The sequence below is a fragment of the Cronobacter turicensis genome (assembly GCF_041222865.1).
GTDB classification, from domain to species: Bacteria; Pseudomonadota; Gammaproteobacteria; order Enterobacterales; family Enterobacteriaceae; genus Cronobacter; species Cronobacter turicensis.
The window spans coordinates 1,208,686-1,223,319 of the sequence record NZ_CP165997.1 but is presented as its reverse complement, the minus strand read 5'-3'; the positions used below and the strand labels follow the sequence as shown (position 1 = coordinate 1,223,319).

17 protein-coding genes are annotated in these 14,634 nt (G+C 56.9%); 8 read left to right on the top strand and 9 right to left on the bottom strand.

Going from position 1 to position 14,634, the window contains the following annotated elements:
* Positions 1–32 precede the first annotated feature (32 nt).
* The 5 genes from cysK (at position 33) to AB8W27_RS05860 (ending at position 4,563) form a co-directional block, all read left to right on the top strand.
* Entirely contained in the window at positions 33–1,004 is a 972-nt protein-coding gene (gene cysK / locus AB8W27_RS05880) for a cysteine synthase A (protein WP_015742011.1), read from the top strand.
* Between the two features lie 384 nt (positions 1,005–1,388).
* Entirely contained in the window at positions 1,389–1,646 is a 258-nt protein-coding gene (gene ptsH, locus AB8W27_RS05875; protein ID WP_000487600.1) for a phosphocarrier protein Hpr, read from the top strand.
* Positions 1,647–1,689: 43 nt separating this feature from the next.
* A complete protein-coding gene (ptsI, locus tag AB8W27_RS05870; protein ID WP_015742013.1) occupies positions 1,690–3,417 on the top strand; it encodes a phosphoenolpyruvate-protein phosphotransferase PtsI in 1,728 nt (575 codons plus the stop codon).
* 43 nt (positions 3,418–3,460) lie between these two features.
* Positions 3,461–3,964: a PTS glucose transporter subunit IIA gene (gene crr, locus AB8W27_RS05865; RefSeq protein ID WP_004385842.1), complete on the top strand. Its 504-nt coding sequence runs from the start codon at positions 3,461–3,463 to the stop codon at positions 3,962–3,964.
* Positions 3,965–4,038: 74 nt separating this feature from the next.
* Complete coding sequence (locus tag AB8W27_RS05860; protein ID WP_015742014.1) at positions 4,039–4,563, top strand: hypothetical protein; 525 nt, start codon at positions 4,039–4,041, stop codon at positions 4,561–4,563.
* A gap of 30 nt (positions 4,564–4,593) precedes the next feature.
* On the opposite strand, the gene cysM is transcribed toward AB8W27_RS05860, so the two are convergent.
* The 8 genes from cysM to AB8W27_RS05820 all read right to left on the bottom strand — a co-directional run bounded on the left by cysM (position 4,594) and on the right by AB8W27_RS05820 (position 11,657).
* On the bottom strand, positions 4,594–5,505 hold the full coding sequence (gene cysM, locus AB8W27_RS05855; protein ID WP_015742015.1) for a cysteine synthase CysM: 912 nt from the start codon (positions 5,503–5,505) through the stop codon (positions 4,594–4,596).
* A gap of 118 nt (positions 5,506–5,623) precedes the next feature.
* Positions 5,624–6,718 (bottom strand): sulfate/thiosulfate ABC transporter ATP-binding protein CysA, encoded by a 1,095-nt coding sequence (gene cysA, locus AB8W27_RS05850; protein WP_015742016.1) that lies wholly within the window; start codon positions 6,716–6,718, stop codon positions 5,624–5,626.
* Positions 6,708–7,577: a sulfate/thiosulfate ABC transporter permease CysW gene (cysW, locus tag AB8W27_RS05845; protein ID WP_041923792.1), complete on the bottom strand. Its 870-nt coding sequence runs from the start codon at positions 7,575–7,577 to the stop codon at positions 6,708–6,710. Before cysW ends, cysA begins: the two co-directional genes overlap by 11 nt.
* A complete protein-coding gene (gene cysT / locus AB8W27_RS05840; RefSeq protein ID WP_041923793.1) occupies positions 7,577–8,407 on the bottom strand; it encodes a sulfate/thiosulfate ABC transporter permease CysT in 831 nt (276 codons plus the stop codon). The genes cysW and cysT overlap by 1 nt, the downstream gene beginning before the upstream one ends.
* Positions 8,407–9,423, bottom strand: a complete 1,017-nt coding sequence (locus tag AB8W27_RS05835) for a sulfate ABC transporter substrate-binding protein (protein ID WP_041923794.1) — start codon at positions 9,421–9,423, stop codon at positions 8,407–8,409. The genes cysT and AB8W27_RS05835 overlap by 1 nt, the downstream gene beginning before the upstream one ends.
* Positions 9,424–9,582: 159 nt before the next feature.
* Complete coding sequence (locus AB8W27_RS05830) at positions 9,583–10,485, bottom strand: Dyp-type peroxidase (protein ID WP_041923795.1); 903 nt, start codon at positions 10,483–10,485, stop codon at positions 9,583–9,585.
* 91 nt (positions 10,486–10,576) lie between these two features.
* Complete coding sequence (locus tag AB8W27_RS05825; RefSeq protein ID WP_015742021.1) at positions 10,577–11,161, bottom strand: RpoE-regulated lipoprotein; 585 nt, start codon at positions 11,159–11,161, stop codon at positions 10,577–10,579.
* A gap of 61 nt (positions 11,162–11,222) precedes the next feature.
* On the bottom strand, positions 11,223–11,657 hold the full coding sequence (locus AB8W27_RS05820; RefSeq protein WP_015742022.1) for a DUF2919 domain-containing protein: 435 nt from the start codon (positions 11,655–11,657) through the stop codon (positions 11,223–11,225).
* 98 nt (positions 11,658–11,755) lie between these two features.
* On the opposite strand from AB8W27_RS05820, the gene AB8W27_RS05815 reads away from it, so the two are divergent.
* Complete coding sequence (locus AB8W27_RS05815; protein WP_007763011.1) at positions 11,756–12,157, top strand: YgiW/YdeI family stress tolerance OB fold protein; 402 nt, start codon at positions 11,756–11,758, stop codon at positions 12,155–12,157.
* Positions 12,158–12,195: 38 nt separating this feature from the next.
* Here AB8W27_RS05815 and AB8W27_RS05810 read toward each other — a convergent pair whose 3' ends face one another.
* Positions 12,196–12,621, bottom strand: a complete 426-nt coding sequence (locus AB8W27_RS05810; protein WP_004388568.1) for a GNAT family acetyltransferase — start codon at positions 12,619–12,621, stop codon at positions 12,196–12,198.
* Positions 12,622–12,835: 214 nt separating this feature from the next.
* Here AB8W27_RS05810 and amiA point away from each other — a divergent pair, with 214 nt between their 5' ends.
* The gene (amiA, locus tag AB8W27_RS05805; protein ID WP_015742024.1) at positions 12,836–13,711 is read left to right on the top strand and encodes an N-acetylmuramoyl-L-alanine amidase AmiA; all 876 of its coding nucleotides are present in this window, start codon (positions 12,836–12,838) and stop codon (positions 13,709–13,711) included.
* Positions 13,712–13,713: 2 nt separating this feature from the next.
* Positions 13,714–14,619 carry an oxygen-dependent coproporphyrinogen oxidase gene (hemF, locus tag AB8W27_RS05800; RefSeq protein WP_015742025.1) on the top strand — a complete coding sequence of 302 codons (906 nt, stop codon included), beginning with the start codon at positions 13,714–13,716 and terminating at the stop codon, positions 14,617–14,619.
* Positions 14,620–14,634 lie beyond the last annotated feature (15 nt).

Here is a 14,634-nt window from a genome sequence, read left to right as displayed (position 1 = left end):
GTTCCCAAAATTCATACAGTTAAGGACGGGCTATGAGCAAGATTTTTGAAGACAACTCGTTGACTATTGGCCATACGCCGCTGGTTCGACTGAACCGCATCGGTAACGGACGCATTCTGGCGAAGGTGGAGTCACGTAACCCGAGCTTCAGCGTTAAGTGCCGTATCGGTGCCAATATGATTTGGGATGCAGAGAAGCGCGGCGTACTAAAGCCGGGCGTGGAGCTGGTCGAGCCGACCAGCGGTAATACCGGTATTGCGCTGGCGTATGTCGCCGCCGCGCGTGGTTATAAGCTAACGCTGACCATGCCGGAAACCATGAGCGTTGAGCGCCGTAAACTGCTGAAAGCGCTGGGCGCCAACCTGGTGCTGACCGAAGGCGCTAAAGGCATGAAAGGCGCTATCCAGAAAGCTGAAGAGATTGTCGCAAGCGATCCGTCGAAATATCTGCTGTTGCAGCAGTTCAGCAATCCGGCTAACCCGGAAATTCATGAAAAAACCACCGGTCCGGAAATTTGGGAAGATACCGACGGCCAGGTTGACGTGTTTATCTCAGGCGTTGGTACTGGCGGGACGCTGACCGGCGTGAGCCGCTATATCAAGAACACCAAAGGCAAAACTGATCTGATTACCGTCGCGGTTGAGCCGACGGATTCCCCGGTTATCGCTCAGGCGATCGCAGGCCAGGAGCTGAAACCGGGCCCGCACAAGATTCAGGGTATCGGCGCAGGCTTTATCCCGGGCAACCTGGATCTCAAGCTGGTCGATAAAGTCGTGGGCATTACCAATGAAGAAGCTATCTCGACCGCGCGCCGCCTGATGGAAGAAGAAGGCATTCTGGCCGGTATCTCTTCCGGGGCCGCCGTTGCCGCCGCGCTCAAACTTCAGGAAGATGAGACCTTTACCAATAAGAATATTGTGGTTATCCTGCCGTCTTCGGGTGAACGTTATTTAAGCACCGCGCTGTTTGCCGATCTCTTCACTGAGAAAGAATTGCAACAGTGATGCCAGATTGTTAAATATGCGCAAAAAAGCACCCAAAGGGGTGCTTTTTTGTGGCATGCATCAAACTTTTGCCTTGTATGGCATTGCCTGGATCGACCGGGTCTGGTATTTAACCAGCAATTATTTCGATGCGTGAAATTAATCCCGAGGCGAATTGATGTGTGCTGAATCGATTTAACGATTTGGTCATGCTACTTCGTTCGCGTCATAATGATTAATGACGAGCGAAACGCGAGCCGCATGGAACACGATGCCATGCGTTTTTCGTGATTCAGGCATCCATGCTGCGTTCCGTTACGCCGGCGCTAACTATACAGGCTAAAGTCCCGCCGCCAGGCTAGACTTTAGTTCCACAACACTAAACCTATAAGTTGGGGAAATACAATGTTCCAGCAAGAAGTGACTATTACCGCTCCGAACGGTCTGCATACCCGCCCTGCTGCTCAGTTTGTAAAAGAAGCCAAAGGCTTCACCTCCGAGATCACTGTGACTTCCAACGGCAAAAGCGCCAGCGCAAAAAGCCTGTTTAAACTGCAGACTCTGGGCCTGACTCAGGGCACCGTTGTGACCATCTCCGCGGAAGGCGAAGATGAGCAGAAAGCAGTAGAGCATCTGGTAAAACTGATGGCTGAACTCGAGTAAGTTCCGGGTTCTTATTAAAATCAGTCACAAGTAAGGTAGGGTTATGATTTCAGGCATTTTAGCGTCTCCGGGTATCGCTTTCGGCAAAGCATTGCTGCTGAAAGAAGATGAAATTGTCATCGACCGGAAAAAAATTTCTGCCGATAAGGTTGATCAGGAAGTTGAACGTTTCCTGAGTGGTCGCGCCAAAGCCTCCGCTCAGCTGGAAGCAATTAAGATCAAGGCCGGCGAAACTTTCGGTGAAGAAAAGGAAGCTATCTTCGAAGGCCACATCATGTTGCTGGAAGATGAAGAGCTGGAGCAGGAAATCATAGCCCTGATTAAGGATAAGCACATCACTGCCGACGCGGCAGCGCATGAGGTTATCGAAGGTCAGGCGACCGCCCTGGAAGAGCTGGACGATGAATACCTGAAAGAACGCGCCGCTGACGTGCGCGACATCGGTAAACGTCTGCTGCGCAACATTCTGGGCCTGGCCATTATTGATTTAAGCTCCATTCAGGATGAAGTTATTCTGGTGGCAGCGGATTTGACCCCGTCGGAAACCGCACAGCTGAACCTGAAAAAGGTGCTGGGCTTTATTACCGATCTGGGCGGCCGTACCTCCCACACCTCTATCATGGCGCGCTCTCTTGAGCTGCCAGCGATTGTGGGCACCGGCAGCGTCACCGCTCAGGTGAAAAACGACGACTACCTGATCCTCGATGCGGTTAACAATAAAGTCTACGTTAACCCGACGAACGACGAGATCGAATCGCTGCGCGCGATTCAGACTCAGGTCGCCGAAGAAAAAGCAGAGCTTGCGAAGCTCAAAGATCTGCCGGCCATCACCCTTGACGGCCACCAGGTTGAAGTCTGCGCGAACATCGGCACCGTGCGCGATGTGGCGGGCGCCGAGCGTAACGGCGCTGAAGGCGTAGGTCTCTACCGTACCGAATTCCTGTTCATGGATCGCGACTCCCTCCCGACGGAAGAAGAGCAGTTCCAGGCGTATAAAGCCGTGGCTGAAGCGTGTGGCTCGCAGGCGGTTATCGTGCGTACCATGGACATCGGCGGCGATAAAGAGCTGCCGTACATGAACTTCCCGAAAGAAGAAAACCCGTTCCTTGGCTGGCGTGCGATTCGTATCGCAATGGATCGTAAAGAGATCCTGCGCGATCAGGTACGTGCGATCCTGCGCGCCTCCGCGTTCGGCAAACTGCGCATCATGTTCCCGATGATTATTTCGGTTGAAGAAGTGCGCGCGCTGAAAAAAGAGATCGACGTTTTCAAACAAGAACTGCGTGACGAAGGCAAAGCTTTCGACGAAACGATTGAAATCGGCGTAATGGTGGAAACGCCGGCGGCCGCGACTATCGCGCGCCACCTCGCCAAAGAAGTCGATTTCTTCAGTATTGGTACCAACGATCTGACGCAGTACACCCTGGCGGTTGACCGCGGTAATGATATGATATCGCATCTTTACCAGCCGATGTCGCCATCAGTCCTGACCCTCATCAAGCAAGTTATTGATGCATCTCATGCTGAAGGTAAGTGGACCGGCATGTGTGGTGAGCTTGCTGGCGACGAACGTGCTACACTTCTGTTGCTGGGGATGGGTCTGGATGAATTCAGTATGAGTGCCATTTCTATCCCGCGCATTAAGAAGATTATCCGTAACACGAACTTCGAAGATGCGAAGGTTTTAGCAGAGCAGGCTCTTGCTCAACCGACAACGGACGAGTTAATGACGCTGGTTAACAAGTTCATTGAAGAAAAAACAATCTGCTAATCCACGAGATGCGGCCCAAATTACTGCTTAGGAGAGAAGGCTAATGGGGTTATTTAGTAAACTGTTCGGTGATAAAGGCAATAGTGACACCGGAACCATTGAGATCGTTGCTCCACTGTCTGGTGAAATCGTTAACATCGAAGATGTGCCGGATGTAGTGTTCGCAGAGAAAATCGTTGGTGATGGCATCGCTATCAAACCGACCGGTAACAAAATGGTTGCGCCGGTTGATGGCACCATCGGTAAGATTTTCGAAACTAACCACGCTTTCTCTATCGAATCGGACAGCGGCATCGAACTGTTCGTTCACTTCGGTATTGATACCGTTGAGCTGAAAGGCGAAGGCTTCAAACGCATCGCTGAAGAAGGCCAGCGCGTGAAGAAAGGCGATCCGGTTATCGAATTCGATCTGCCGCTGCTGGAAGAGAAAGCAAAATCCACGCTGACGCCGGTTGTCATTTCTAATATGGACGAAATCAAAGAGCTGACCAAGCTTTCTGGTAGCGTGACCGTCGGTGAAACGCCGGTCATCCGTATCAAGAAATAAGACTGACTCGTGTACAAAAATGGCGCCGCAAGGCGCCATTTTTTTATCTGAACGCTGACCAAGGACTCCAGACCATGCGCCACTGGCGTTTCCTCTGCCTGTTTTTCGCCCTGCTGCTGCCGACAGCGCCGCTTTACGCGGGCTCGCCCGGCCCTTATGTGCTGGCCTTTATCGATATCTCCGCCCCGCCGCTGAACGACGGCCAGGCGCTCACCGCAGCGCTTCGTAAAGCGCCGACCGTGCCCGGTCGAGCGTCCTGCTTTTTATGCGAAGAGAGCGATCAGGTTGAAATGCTCTATCTGTATCGCCTGCCGCCTGGCCTGTCGGTCGACACGCTGCGCCTTGCCGTAAACGGCGATCGCGCCGCACGTCATCAAATGCAGCAAAAGCTCGCGGCGTTTGAAGATAAAGACGGTTATAAGGTGGACGGGCTGCTCATTTACGAGCACAAACCTGACGAGGTGCGCCTGTACGCGATGCCCGCCACGCCCGGTAAGGCGTTGCATAAAGTGAGTAAACCGGTGAAACGCTACCTGTCGCTATCGAGTCTGGACAAGCTATTTGAAGACGCGGCGGCTGAAATTCCGCGTGAAATCTGAACCGGCGGGCGCACGCCCGCCGTGATTGCGTTAAATGCCCGCGCCCTGGCTGTAGATCTCCTCGCTAAAGACGCCTGTGGAAAGATAACGGTCGCCCCTGTCGCAGATAATCGCCACCACGACAGCGCCCGGATTCTCGTGCGCCACGCGCAGCGCGCCGCATACCGCGCCGCCGGAGCTGACGCCGCAGAAAATACCTTCTTTACGCGCCAGATCGCGCATCGTGTTTTCCGCATCGCGATGATGAATATCCAGCACGTCGTCCACCAGCGAGGCGTCAAAAATACCCGGCAGATATTCTGCGGGCCAGCGGCGGATACCCGGAATACTGCTGCCCTCTTCCGGCTGTAAACCGACTACGGTCACCGATTTTTCCTGTTCGCGCAAAAAGCGGCTGACGCCGGTGATCGTGCCGGTCGTGCCCATGCTGGAGACAAAATGGGTGAGGCGTCCTTCAGTCTGACGCCAGATCTCAGGGCCGGTCGTCGTGTAGTGCGCCCAGGGGTTATCGGGGTTATTGAACTGATCGAGAATAATACCTTCGCCGCGCGTTGCCATCTCTGCGGCCAGATCGCGCGCGCCTTCCATTCCCTGCTCCCGGCTCACAAGCACCAGCTTCGCGCCATACGCCTGCATGGCCGCCTTGCGCTCCATGCTCATGTTATCGGGCATCAGCAGCGTCATGCGATACCCTTTAACAGCGGCAATCATCGCCAGCGCAATGCCGGTATTGCCGCTGGTGGCTTCAATCAGCGTGTCGCCAGGTTTGATGTCGCCCCGCGCCTCGGCGCGGGTAATCATCGCCAGCGCCGCCCTGTCCTTGACGGAGCCTGCCGGGTTATTGCCTTCGAGTTTGACCCAGATTTCGCTGCCGTTGTCCGGCCCCAGGCGCTGGAGTTTTACCAGCGGTGTGTTGCCGATAGTATTTTCGAGTGTATTCACGATGTTTACTCAATAAAAAAGCCGGGCATCGCTTTGCTTACCCGGCCTGGAAGATGCAGTGATGACTGTCGGCACGGCAAGCGTAGCGCCACCGGCGATAAACCTGCTCAATAAGCTATCAGGCAGACTTCGCCAGAGCAATATTCTCGCGCGTCTCGATGCGCTCGTTGCCGTGGTAAATACGCGCATGTTGCAGGCCGACAAACAACCGCTCGCCGCGCTGCGGTACGTAATCTTCACGCAGCACCACCGTCAGCGGTTCGTCATACCAGCCCTGCGGCTGCACCACGAGCTGCATATAGTGGCCTTTCGGGCTCACTTCCAGCACATGCACCGGCAGCGGCGAATCAAGGTTCGTACGGCGGCTCACGTCCACTTCCCACGGGCGTAAGAAGAGATCCACCGGCCCCTGATAGGCAGGCGTAAAGCCGAGCGGCCAGCGATGCGCGCCGACGTGGAACTGTCCGCCGCGCACGGTGCCCTTCAGGCGATTCACTTCGCCTAAAAACTCCAGTACGAAGCGGGTTGCCGGCTCACGCCACACCTGCTCCGGCGCATCGGCCTGTTCGATATCGCCCTGGCTCATCACCACCACGCGGTCGGCCACTTCCATCGCCTCTTCCTGATCGTGCGTCACGAACACGCTGGTGAACTTCAGTTCTTCATGCAGCTGACGCAGCCAGCGCCGAAGCTCTTTACGCACCTGGGCGTCGAGCGCGCCGAAGGGTTCATCCAGCAGCAGAATTTGCGGTTCTACGGCCAGCGCGCGCGCCAGCGCCACGCGCTGTTTCTGTCCGCCAGAAAGCTGCGCCGGGTAGCGGTCGGCCAGATGCGCCAGCTGTACCATTTCCAGAAGCTGGGTCACTTTTTGTTTGATCGCCGCCGCGTTCGGGCGTTCGCGACGCGGTAAGACGGTGAGGCCAAACGCGATATTGTCAAATACCGTCATATGGCGAAACAGCGCGTAGTGCTGGAACACAAAACCGACCTTACGCTCACGCGCATGCAGGCGGCTCACGTCCGTACCGTGGAAGCGAATATGACCGCTGGTCTGGTGTTCAAGCCCGGCGATAATGCGCAGCAATGTGGTTTTCCCGGAGCCGGACGGCCCCAGCAGCGCCACCATCTGGCCGGAAGGGATATCCAGAGAGATATCATTCAGCACCTGGGTGCGACCAAAAGATTTCTTAATATTGGCAATCTCAATGCTCATGATTTCCCTCCTGTTGCACGCGTTTTTCCTGGTTATTCAGGCGCCATTGCAACGCACTCTTTAAAAACAGGGTCAGAATCGCCATCAGGGTCAGCAGCGCGGCGGCGGTAAACGCGCCGACGGTGTTATAGTCCTGCTCCAGCAGTTCAATCTGCAGCGGCAGTGACAGCGTCTCGCCGCGGATAGAGCCGGACACCACCGACACCGCGCCGAACTCGCCGATGGCGCGGGCGTTGGTCAGCACCACGCCGTAGAGCAGCGCCCAGCGAATATTTGGCAGCGTTACGCGGCGGAACATCTGCCAGCCCGAAGCGCCCAGCAAAATCGCCGCCTCATCCTCATGGCTGCCCTGGCTTAACATCACCGGCACCAGCTCGCGTACCACGAACGGACAGGTCACAAATATCGTCACCAGCGCCATACCGGGCCAGGCAAACATAATCTGCATGTTGTGCGCGTCCAGCCAGCCGCCAAGCGGGCCGTTGGAGCCGTAAAACAGCAGGTAGACCAGCCCCGCCACCACAGGCGAGACGGCAAAAGGAATATCCAGCAGCGTCAGCAGCAGCTGGCGACCAGGGAAGTTAAAGCGCGTCACAAGCCAGGCCAGCAGCGTGCCGAATACCAGATTCACCGGAACGGTAATCAGCGCGATCAACACGGTCAGCCAGATGGCGTGCAGCATATCGGGGTTAGCGATATTCTCCAGCACCGGCATCAGGCCATCGGAAAAGGCTTTGGCGAAGATATAAATCATCGGCACCACGAGAATAAATGCCGACAGCAGCATCCCGATGCCGATAAGCAGCCATTTACCCCAGTTTATGCGCGCCTCTGCGCGCGCCTGCGTCATCATTGTCATCAGTGTCCCACCACCCTGCGTCCAAACCGGCTTTGCAGCGTGTTAATCGCAAACAGCAGCAGCAGCGACGCGGCAAGGATAACCGAGGCGATAGCGCTCGCGGCCGGGTAGTCAAACTCCTGCAAACGCACAAAAATCATCAGCGAGGTCACTTCGGTTTTCCAGGCGATATTGCCCGCGATAAAAATCACCGCGCCAAATTCGCCAAGGCTGCGGGTGAAAGAGAGCGCTACGCCCGCCATCAGCGCCGGAGAAAGCTCCGGCAGCACCACTTTGCGAAAGCTTTGCAGGCGCGTGGCGCCCAGGGTTTCCGCCGCCTCTTCATACTCCGGGCCCAGCTCTTCAAGCACCGGCTGAACGGTACGCACCACAAAAGGAATACTGGTAAACGCCATCGCCACCGCGATGCCAAGCCAGGTATAGGTTACTTTGATATCAAACTTCGCCAGCCACTCGCCGTAGAAGCCGTTCACCGAAAACAGCGAGGCGAGCGTCAGGCCAGCCACGGCGGTCGGCAGCGCGAACGGCAGATCCATCAGCGCGTCCAGCAGCGTGCGGCCCGGAAAACGGTAGCGGGTTAAAATCCAGGCCATCAGCAGGCCGAACGCGCCGTTGAACAGCGAGGCGACCGCCGCCGAGAGCAGCGTCACTTTGTACGCCGCCACGACCTGCGGGTTGGAAATCACGTCCCAGTACTGCGCCCAGCTCATCTGGGACACCTGCATCACCAGCGCGCTCAGCGGCAGCAGCAGGACAAGGCAGACAAACAGCAAACTGGTGCCGAGGCTTAACGTAAACCCCGGCAGCACGCGTTTAGACACAGCAAACATTACTTACGCCCCGCCGCCACCAGCTTGTCGAACTCACCGCCGCTGGAGAAATGGGTTTTCATCACGTCCGGCCATTTGCCGAACGCGTCTTCCACGCGAAACAGCTCGGTTTGCGGGAATTTGTCTTTCAGCGATTCCATCACCTGCGGGTTATTCACGCGGTAGTAATAGCTGGTGATAATCTGCTGCGCCTGCGGGCTGTAGAGCCAGTTGAGGTAGGCTTTGGCCGCTTTCTCTGTGCCGTTGGCCTTCACGTTTTTATCGACCCACGCCACCGGGAATTCCGCCAGGATATTCACCTTCGGCACGACCACTTCATAGCCTTCTTTGGCGTACTGATTACGGATGTTATTCACTTCCGATTCAAAGCTAATCAGCACGTCGCCGAGGCCGCGCTCCACAAACGTAGTGGTTGCGCCGCGACCGCCGGTGTCGAACACCTCAACGTTTTTCAGGAACTGGGTCATGAACTGCTGGGTTTTGGCTTTGTCGCCGCCGTCGGCTTTATCCGCCGCGCCCCAGGCCGCCAGATAGGTATAACGCGCGTTGCCGGAGGTTTTCGGGTTCGGGAAAATCAGTTTCACGTCCGGGCGCACCAGGTCATTCCAGTCGTGAATGTTTTTCGGGTTCCCTTTACGCACCAGGAACGCCATGGTGGAGTAAAACGGCGAGCTATTGTTCGGCAGACGCGCCTGCCAGTCGGCCGGGATCAGATTGCCTTTGTCATGCAGGATCTGAACGTCGGTCACCTGGTTATAAGTTACAACGTCTGCTTTTAAGCCCTGTAGAATCGCGAGCGCCTGCTTGGAGGAGCCCGCATGAGACTGTTTGATCGTCAGCTTATCGCCGTTGTTATCCTTCGCCCATTGCTGTTCAAACGACGGGTTCAGGGCAGCGAACAGCTCGCGCGAAACATCATAAGAGCTGTTAAGCAGTTCAGTCGCCTGCGCGGAACCTGCCATCAGCAGAGAAATCGCCAGCGCGCCCCATGCTTTTTTCACTGATTTCACGGCCATTTTGCACCTTATAAATGTGATAACGATCGAGCCATCAGTGTATTTATACGGGTGGGAAAGCTATACCGCTTTTATATACCGTTTGGTGATTTGCAAGTGCAAAAGGATATAAGACGAAGGGCGTGAGGGCGCGGCCCGCAAGGCCGCGCGCGAAGGGGATCAGAGGTTAAGCAGACGGGTCAACGACGGGGCGAAATAGTAGCCGCCGGTCACCGGCCGCGTGAAGCGCAGCATGGCGTCGCGCTTGCCGTCAGTGTCGCCAAACATGCTCCGCAGTTGCTGCTCAATATTATGGAGACGCGCGCAGTAGGCGCAGAAGTAGAGGCCATGTACGCCGCTGGCAGTACCGTAAGGCAGGCTCTGGCGCACAATCTTCAGGCCTTTGCCGTCCTCTTTCAGATCAACGCGAGAAAGATGTGACGTGACCGGACGCGCGTCGCCGTCAATCTCTTCGTTAGCGGCTTTGGTGCGCCCGATCATCATCTCCTGATCCGGCACGCTCATACGGTTGAGCTGTTTCAGGTTATGCTCCCAGCGCTGCACAAATACGTAGCTGCCGCCCATGTCGACGCCGTCCTGAATCACCGCCACCTCGCGGCGCGTCTCTTCGCCCGCCGGGTTTTCGGTGCCGTCGACAAAGCCGCTCAGGTCGCGATCTTCCACCCAGCGAAAACCGTGGGTTTCTTCTTCAATGTTCAGCGCGTCGCCGAAAGCCTCCAGCGCCGCCTGGGCGACCGAGAAATTCACATCATGGCGCAGCGAGAGAATGTGGATCAGCACGTCGTGCTGGGTAGCAGGCGCAAGCCCTTTGCCGAGCGGCGTAAAGTCTTTCAGCTCTGCCGCGCTGTCATCATTCGTCAGCGAACGCCACAACGTATGGCCGAACGCCACGACGACGCCGAGATTCGCCTCGGGAAACTGCGCCTGAAAGGTCGCTACTTTATCGGCGAAAATTTTACTCGCCCCGCGCAGCGTCTCGCGCTGGCTTTCATCAACGCTCGCTTCAAGCCAGATAGCCGCGCGACAATGCTCCGGCAAAATGCCGCTTTGAACCACAGACATCACTCCTCCTGATAAACCGCTGCCACCGGGGTGGCAAAACCGGGCATATTGTACCCGATTTAACGGCTCAGGCGTTGCGTTTACGCAAGAGTCAGCGGCGCCAGATAATCTTTTTCAGCGTCCAGCCTTTAAGCGCGTCATCCGGCGGCATCAGCTCCTGCGGGCCGCGCCATTCGCCGCTAAAGACATAGCTAATATGCTCGCTGCCAGGCGCCTTACACTCCACGCCCGCGTCATCCGGCGCGCTGGCTTTCTGACAGGCGCCCTGGGCTTTTTTATAGAGATCGCCAAACGGGGTGCCGATCTCCACGCCGCTGTCGGTGGGTATCGCTTTATCCAGTACGTCGATGCGGCTCACCGTGCCGTTTTCACCGTCAATGACCAGCGCCAGCTGGTTCTCTTTCATCGCTTCGAAATAGCGCACAATGGTGCCGCCGTTGGCGCGCATGCCGCTGCGCAGGCGATAGTCGTCGCCCAGCGCCTCGCTCACCGCCGCTTCCTGAAGCGGCGTATCGGCAGTGATATCGCCGACGCCTTTTTCCGTCACTTCCAGCGACGATCCCCACCCGTCAAACCAGTGCCACGGCGCCGCCTTTGACCAGTTAACGTTAGAGAGCGTCGAGCACCCGCCCAGTAACAGCGATGTTCCACACAGCAGCAGAGGCAATTTCTTCATTACGGTTCCTTATTCAGTCGACAATGTCTCGTTGGAGCGCAAAGACGGCAAAAAGTGCCGTTCAGGGCTGCGGCGTTTCAAAACAGGCGCGTAGACGGCGATGCGAGACCAGCAGCCACAGCGCCCAGGCATCCAGCGCCAGCAGGGCCAGGGCGATGCCGCCCGGCATCTCGCGCCAGAGCAGCAAGGCCTGCGCTATCAGCATCACGGCCTGCGTCAGCATCAACACATAACGCGCGCCGCGCCACAGGCGCGGATAGTCATGCCGCCGCCCGCTTAATAAAAACGTCAGCATCGCGGGCATGCCCGCAGCAAGACCCAGCCAGAAGCTTTGACGGTCGGGGTAAAAGAGCCCCAGTAGCGCCTCGCCCTGCCCGCGCGACGCGCCCGCCAGCACAAATAACCCCCAGGTACGCGCCTGTAATAACAGCACCGCCCAGAACAGCGCCGGGGGTTTCAGCCAGCCGCGACTATCGTAATCGGAAGGTAAATACACGTATAAACCCTGGACTCTTTCGGTATTCGGTCCAGAATTATGTATTGTCTCACCAGACGAAGAAAGGTCTTCGTCGTACGTAACCCAAGGAGATGGAAATGAAAAAACAGCTTATTGCTCTGTGTATCGCCGCTTCAGCGCTGTCCGTAACGCCTGTGATGGCGCAGAAAGGCGGCTTCTCTGGCCCGGATAACAGCGCCAGCGCTAACGCCACTAACAAAGGCGGTTTCCAGGGGCCGGACGCCGCAAGCACCACCGTCAGCGAAGCGAAGAACCTGCGCGACGACGCGTGGGTGGTGCTGGAAGGCAACATCGTGCGCAAGATGGGCAAAGAGCTCTATGAGTTCCGCGACGCCAGCGGCAGCATCAACGTAGACATTGACGACCACGTCTGGAACGGCGCGACCATCACGCCGAAAGACAAAGTGCGTCTCGAAGGTGAAGTCGATAAAGACTGGAATTCCGTCGAAATCGACGTGAAGAAAATCACCAAAGGCTAAACGCCTGGCTCACCCGGCCCTGACCGGGTGAACCGTTATCAGTATTCCTGATCTTCAATGAGCCGTTTGCCAAGGCTAATCACATCCTGATGTTCATAGCCAAGCCGCTCGTACATGCCGAGCACGACGTCGTTTTCTTCGCGGATCTGGATATTGATTTTCGGGCAGCCGCGCGCGATGAGCTTCTTCTCCAGGCGGTTTAAGAGCGCGTTCGCAATGCCGCGCCCGCGAAATTCCGGGTGCACGCCCAGGTAATACGCCGATCCGCGATGACCATCATAGCCGCCCATGATGGAGCCGACGATTTCGCCGCTCACTTCCGCCACCAGAAAAAGATCCGGGTCATGGTTGAGTTTACGTTCGATATCCATTTCAGGATCGTTCCACGAACGCAGCAGATCGCAACGCTCCCACAGGGTAATGACTTCTTCAAAGTCGGCCTGGCGAAAAACGCGTATCTCCATGGTATTCCCCGTCTTTTATGGCATAAAAACCGAGATTATGGCGCTACCGGCGCCAATAGCCAATATCTTCGGCAAAAGTTCGTTGAAAATGGCATACTGGCGACTCATCACGCCCTGAAATGAATAGTAAAACTTTTGTTGCAACAGGGTGTCGTTTCACCCCGTTACGCCAGGTTATAACACTCCAGGACAGTAAAATCAGAAGTCAGGACGCATGAGCACTTTCAAACCCTTAAAAAAACTCACCTCGCGACGTCAGCTATTGCGCGCAGGCCTTGCCGCGCTCGCACTGACCGGTATTAACCAGGCGCTGGCGAAAGAAGAGAGCCCGGCGCTCAGCACGCGTAACAGTCACAGCAAACCGAAGGCGAAAAAAGCGGGCGCGCGCCGTCTCGTGATGCTCGATCCGGGCCACGGCGGCATCGATACCGGCGCTATCGGCCATAACGGCTCGAAAGAAAAGCATGTGGTGCTCGCCATCGCGAAAAACGTGCGCGCCATTCTGCGCGCCCACGGCATCAACGCCAAACTGACGCGCAGCAACGACACCTTTATCCCGCTCTACGATCGCGTTGAAATCGCGCACAAACACGGCGCGGACCTGTTTATGTCGATTCACGCCGACGGCTTTACCAGCCCCAGCGCCGCGGGCGCGTCGGTCTTCGCGCTCTCCAACCGCGGCGCCAGTAGCGCCATGGCGAAATACCTCTCCGAGCGTGAAAACGCCGCCGACGACGTGGCAGGCAGCAAGGTCAAAAATAAAGATCACTATCTGCAACAGGTGCTGTTCGATCTGGTGCAGACCGACACCATTAAAAATAGCCTGACGCTCGGCTCGCATATTCTGCGCCAGATAAAACCGGTTCATCGCCTGCACAGCCGTAACACGGAACAGGCGGCGTTCGTGGTGCTGAAGTCGCCGTCGATTCCGTCCGTGCTGGTGGAAACCTCGTTTATCACCAACCCGCAGGAAGAAAAGCTGCTGGGCACGGCCGCTTTTCGCCAGAAGATAGCGACCGCCATCGCCAATGGGGTCATCAGCTATTTCAACTGGTTTGATAACCACAAAGCCCACTCGAAACGAGGCTAACGATGGCACCCGATATTCAGCGCGTAAAAGCTTTTCTGCTCGATTTACAAGACCGCATCTGCCAGCAACTGGCGGCGGTGGACGGCGACCATTTCGTCGAAGACGCCTGGCAGCGTGAAGGCGGCGGCGGCGGACGTAGCCGCGTATTGCGCGACGGCGTGGTGTTCGAGCAGGCGGGCGTGAACTTCTCCCATGTGCATGGCGATGCTATGCCCGCGTCCGCCACCGCGCACCGCCCGGAACTGGCAGGCCGCAGCTTTGAGGCGATGGGCGTGTCGCTGGTCGTGCATCCGCGCAACCCGTATGTGCCGACAAGCCACGCCAACGTGCGCTTTTTCATTGCCGAGAAACCGGGCGCCGATCCGGTCTGGTGGTTTGGCGGCGGCTTTGATTTAACGCCGTTTTATGGCTTTGAAGAGGACGCCTCGCACTGGCACCGCACCGCGCGGGATCTCTGCGCGCCTTTCGGCGATGACGTCTACCCGCGTTATAAAAAATGGTGCGATGATTATTTCTATCTGAAGCATCGCCAGGAAGCGCGCGGCATCGGCGGGCTGTTCTTTGACGATCTCAACACGCCCGATTTCGATACCTGCTTTGCGTTTATGCAGGCGGTGGGCGACGGCTATCTCAAGGCTTATTTGCCCATCGTGGAGCGCCGTAAAGCGCTGCCCTGGGGCGAGCGCGAGCGCGAATTCCAGCTCTACCGTCGCGGCCGCTATGTGGAGTTTAATCTGGTGTGGGACCGCGGCACGCTGTTTGGCCTGCAAACCGGCGGGCGCACCGAGTCGATACTGATGTCGATGCCGCCGCTGGTGCGCTGGGAATATGGCTATCAGCCGGAAGAAAACAGCCCGGAAGCGGCGCTGTACCGCGATTTCCTGCCGGTGCGCGACTGGGTGAAATAACGCGGCGTCCGCCTC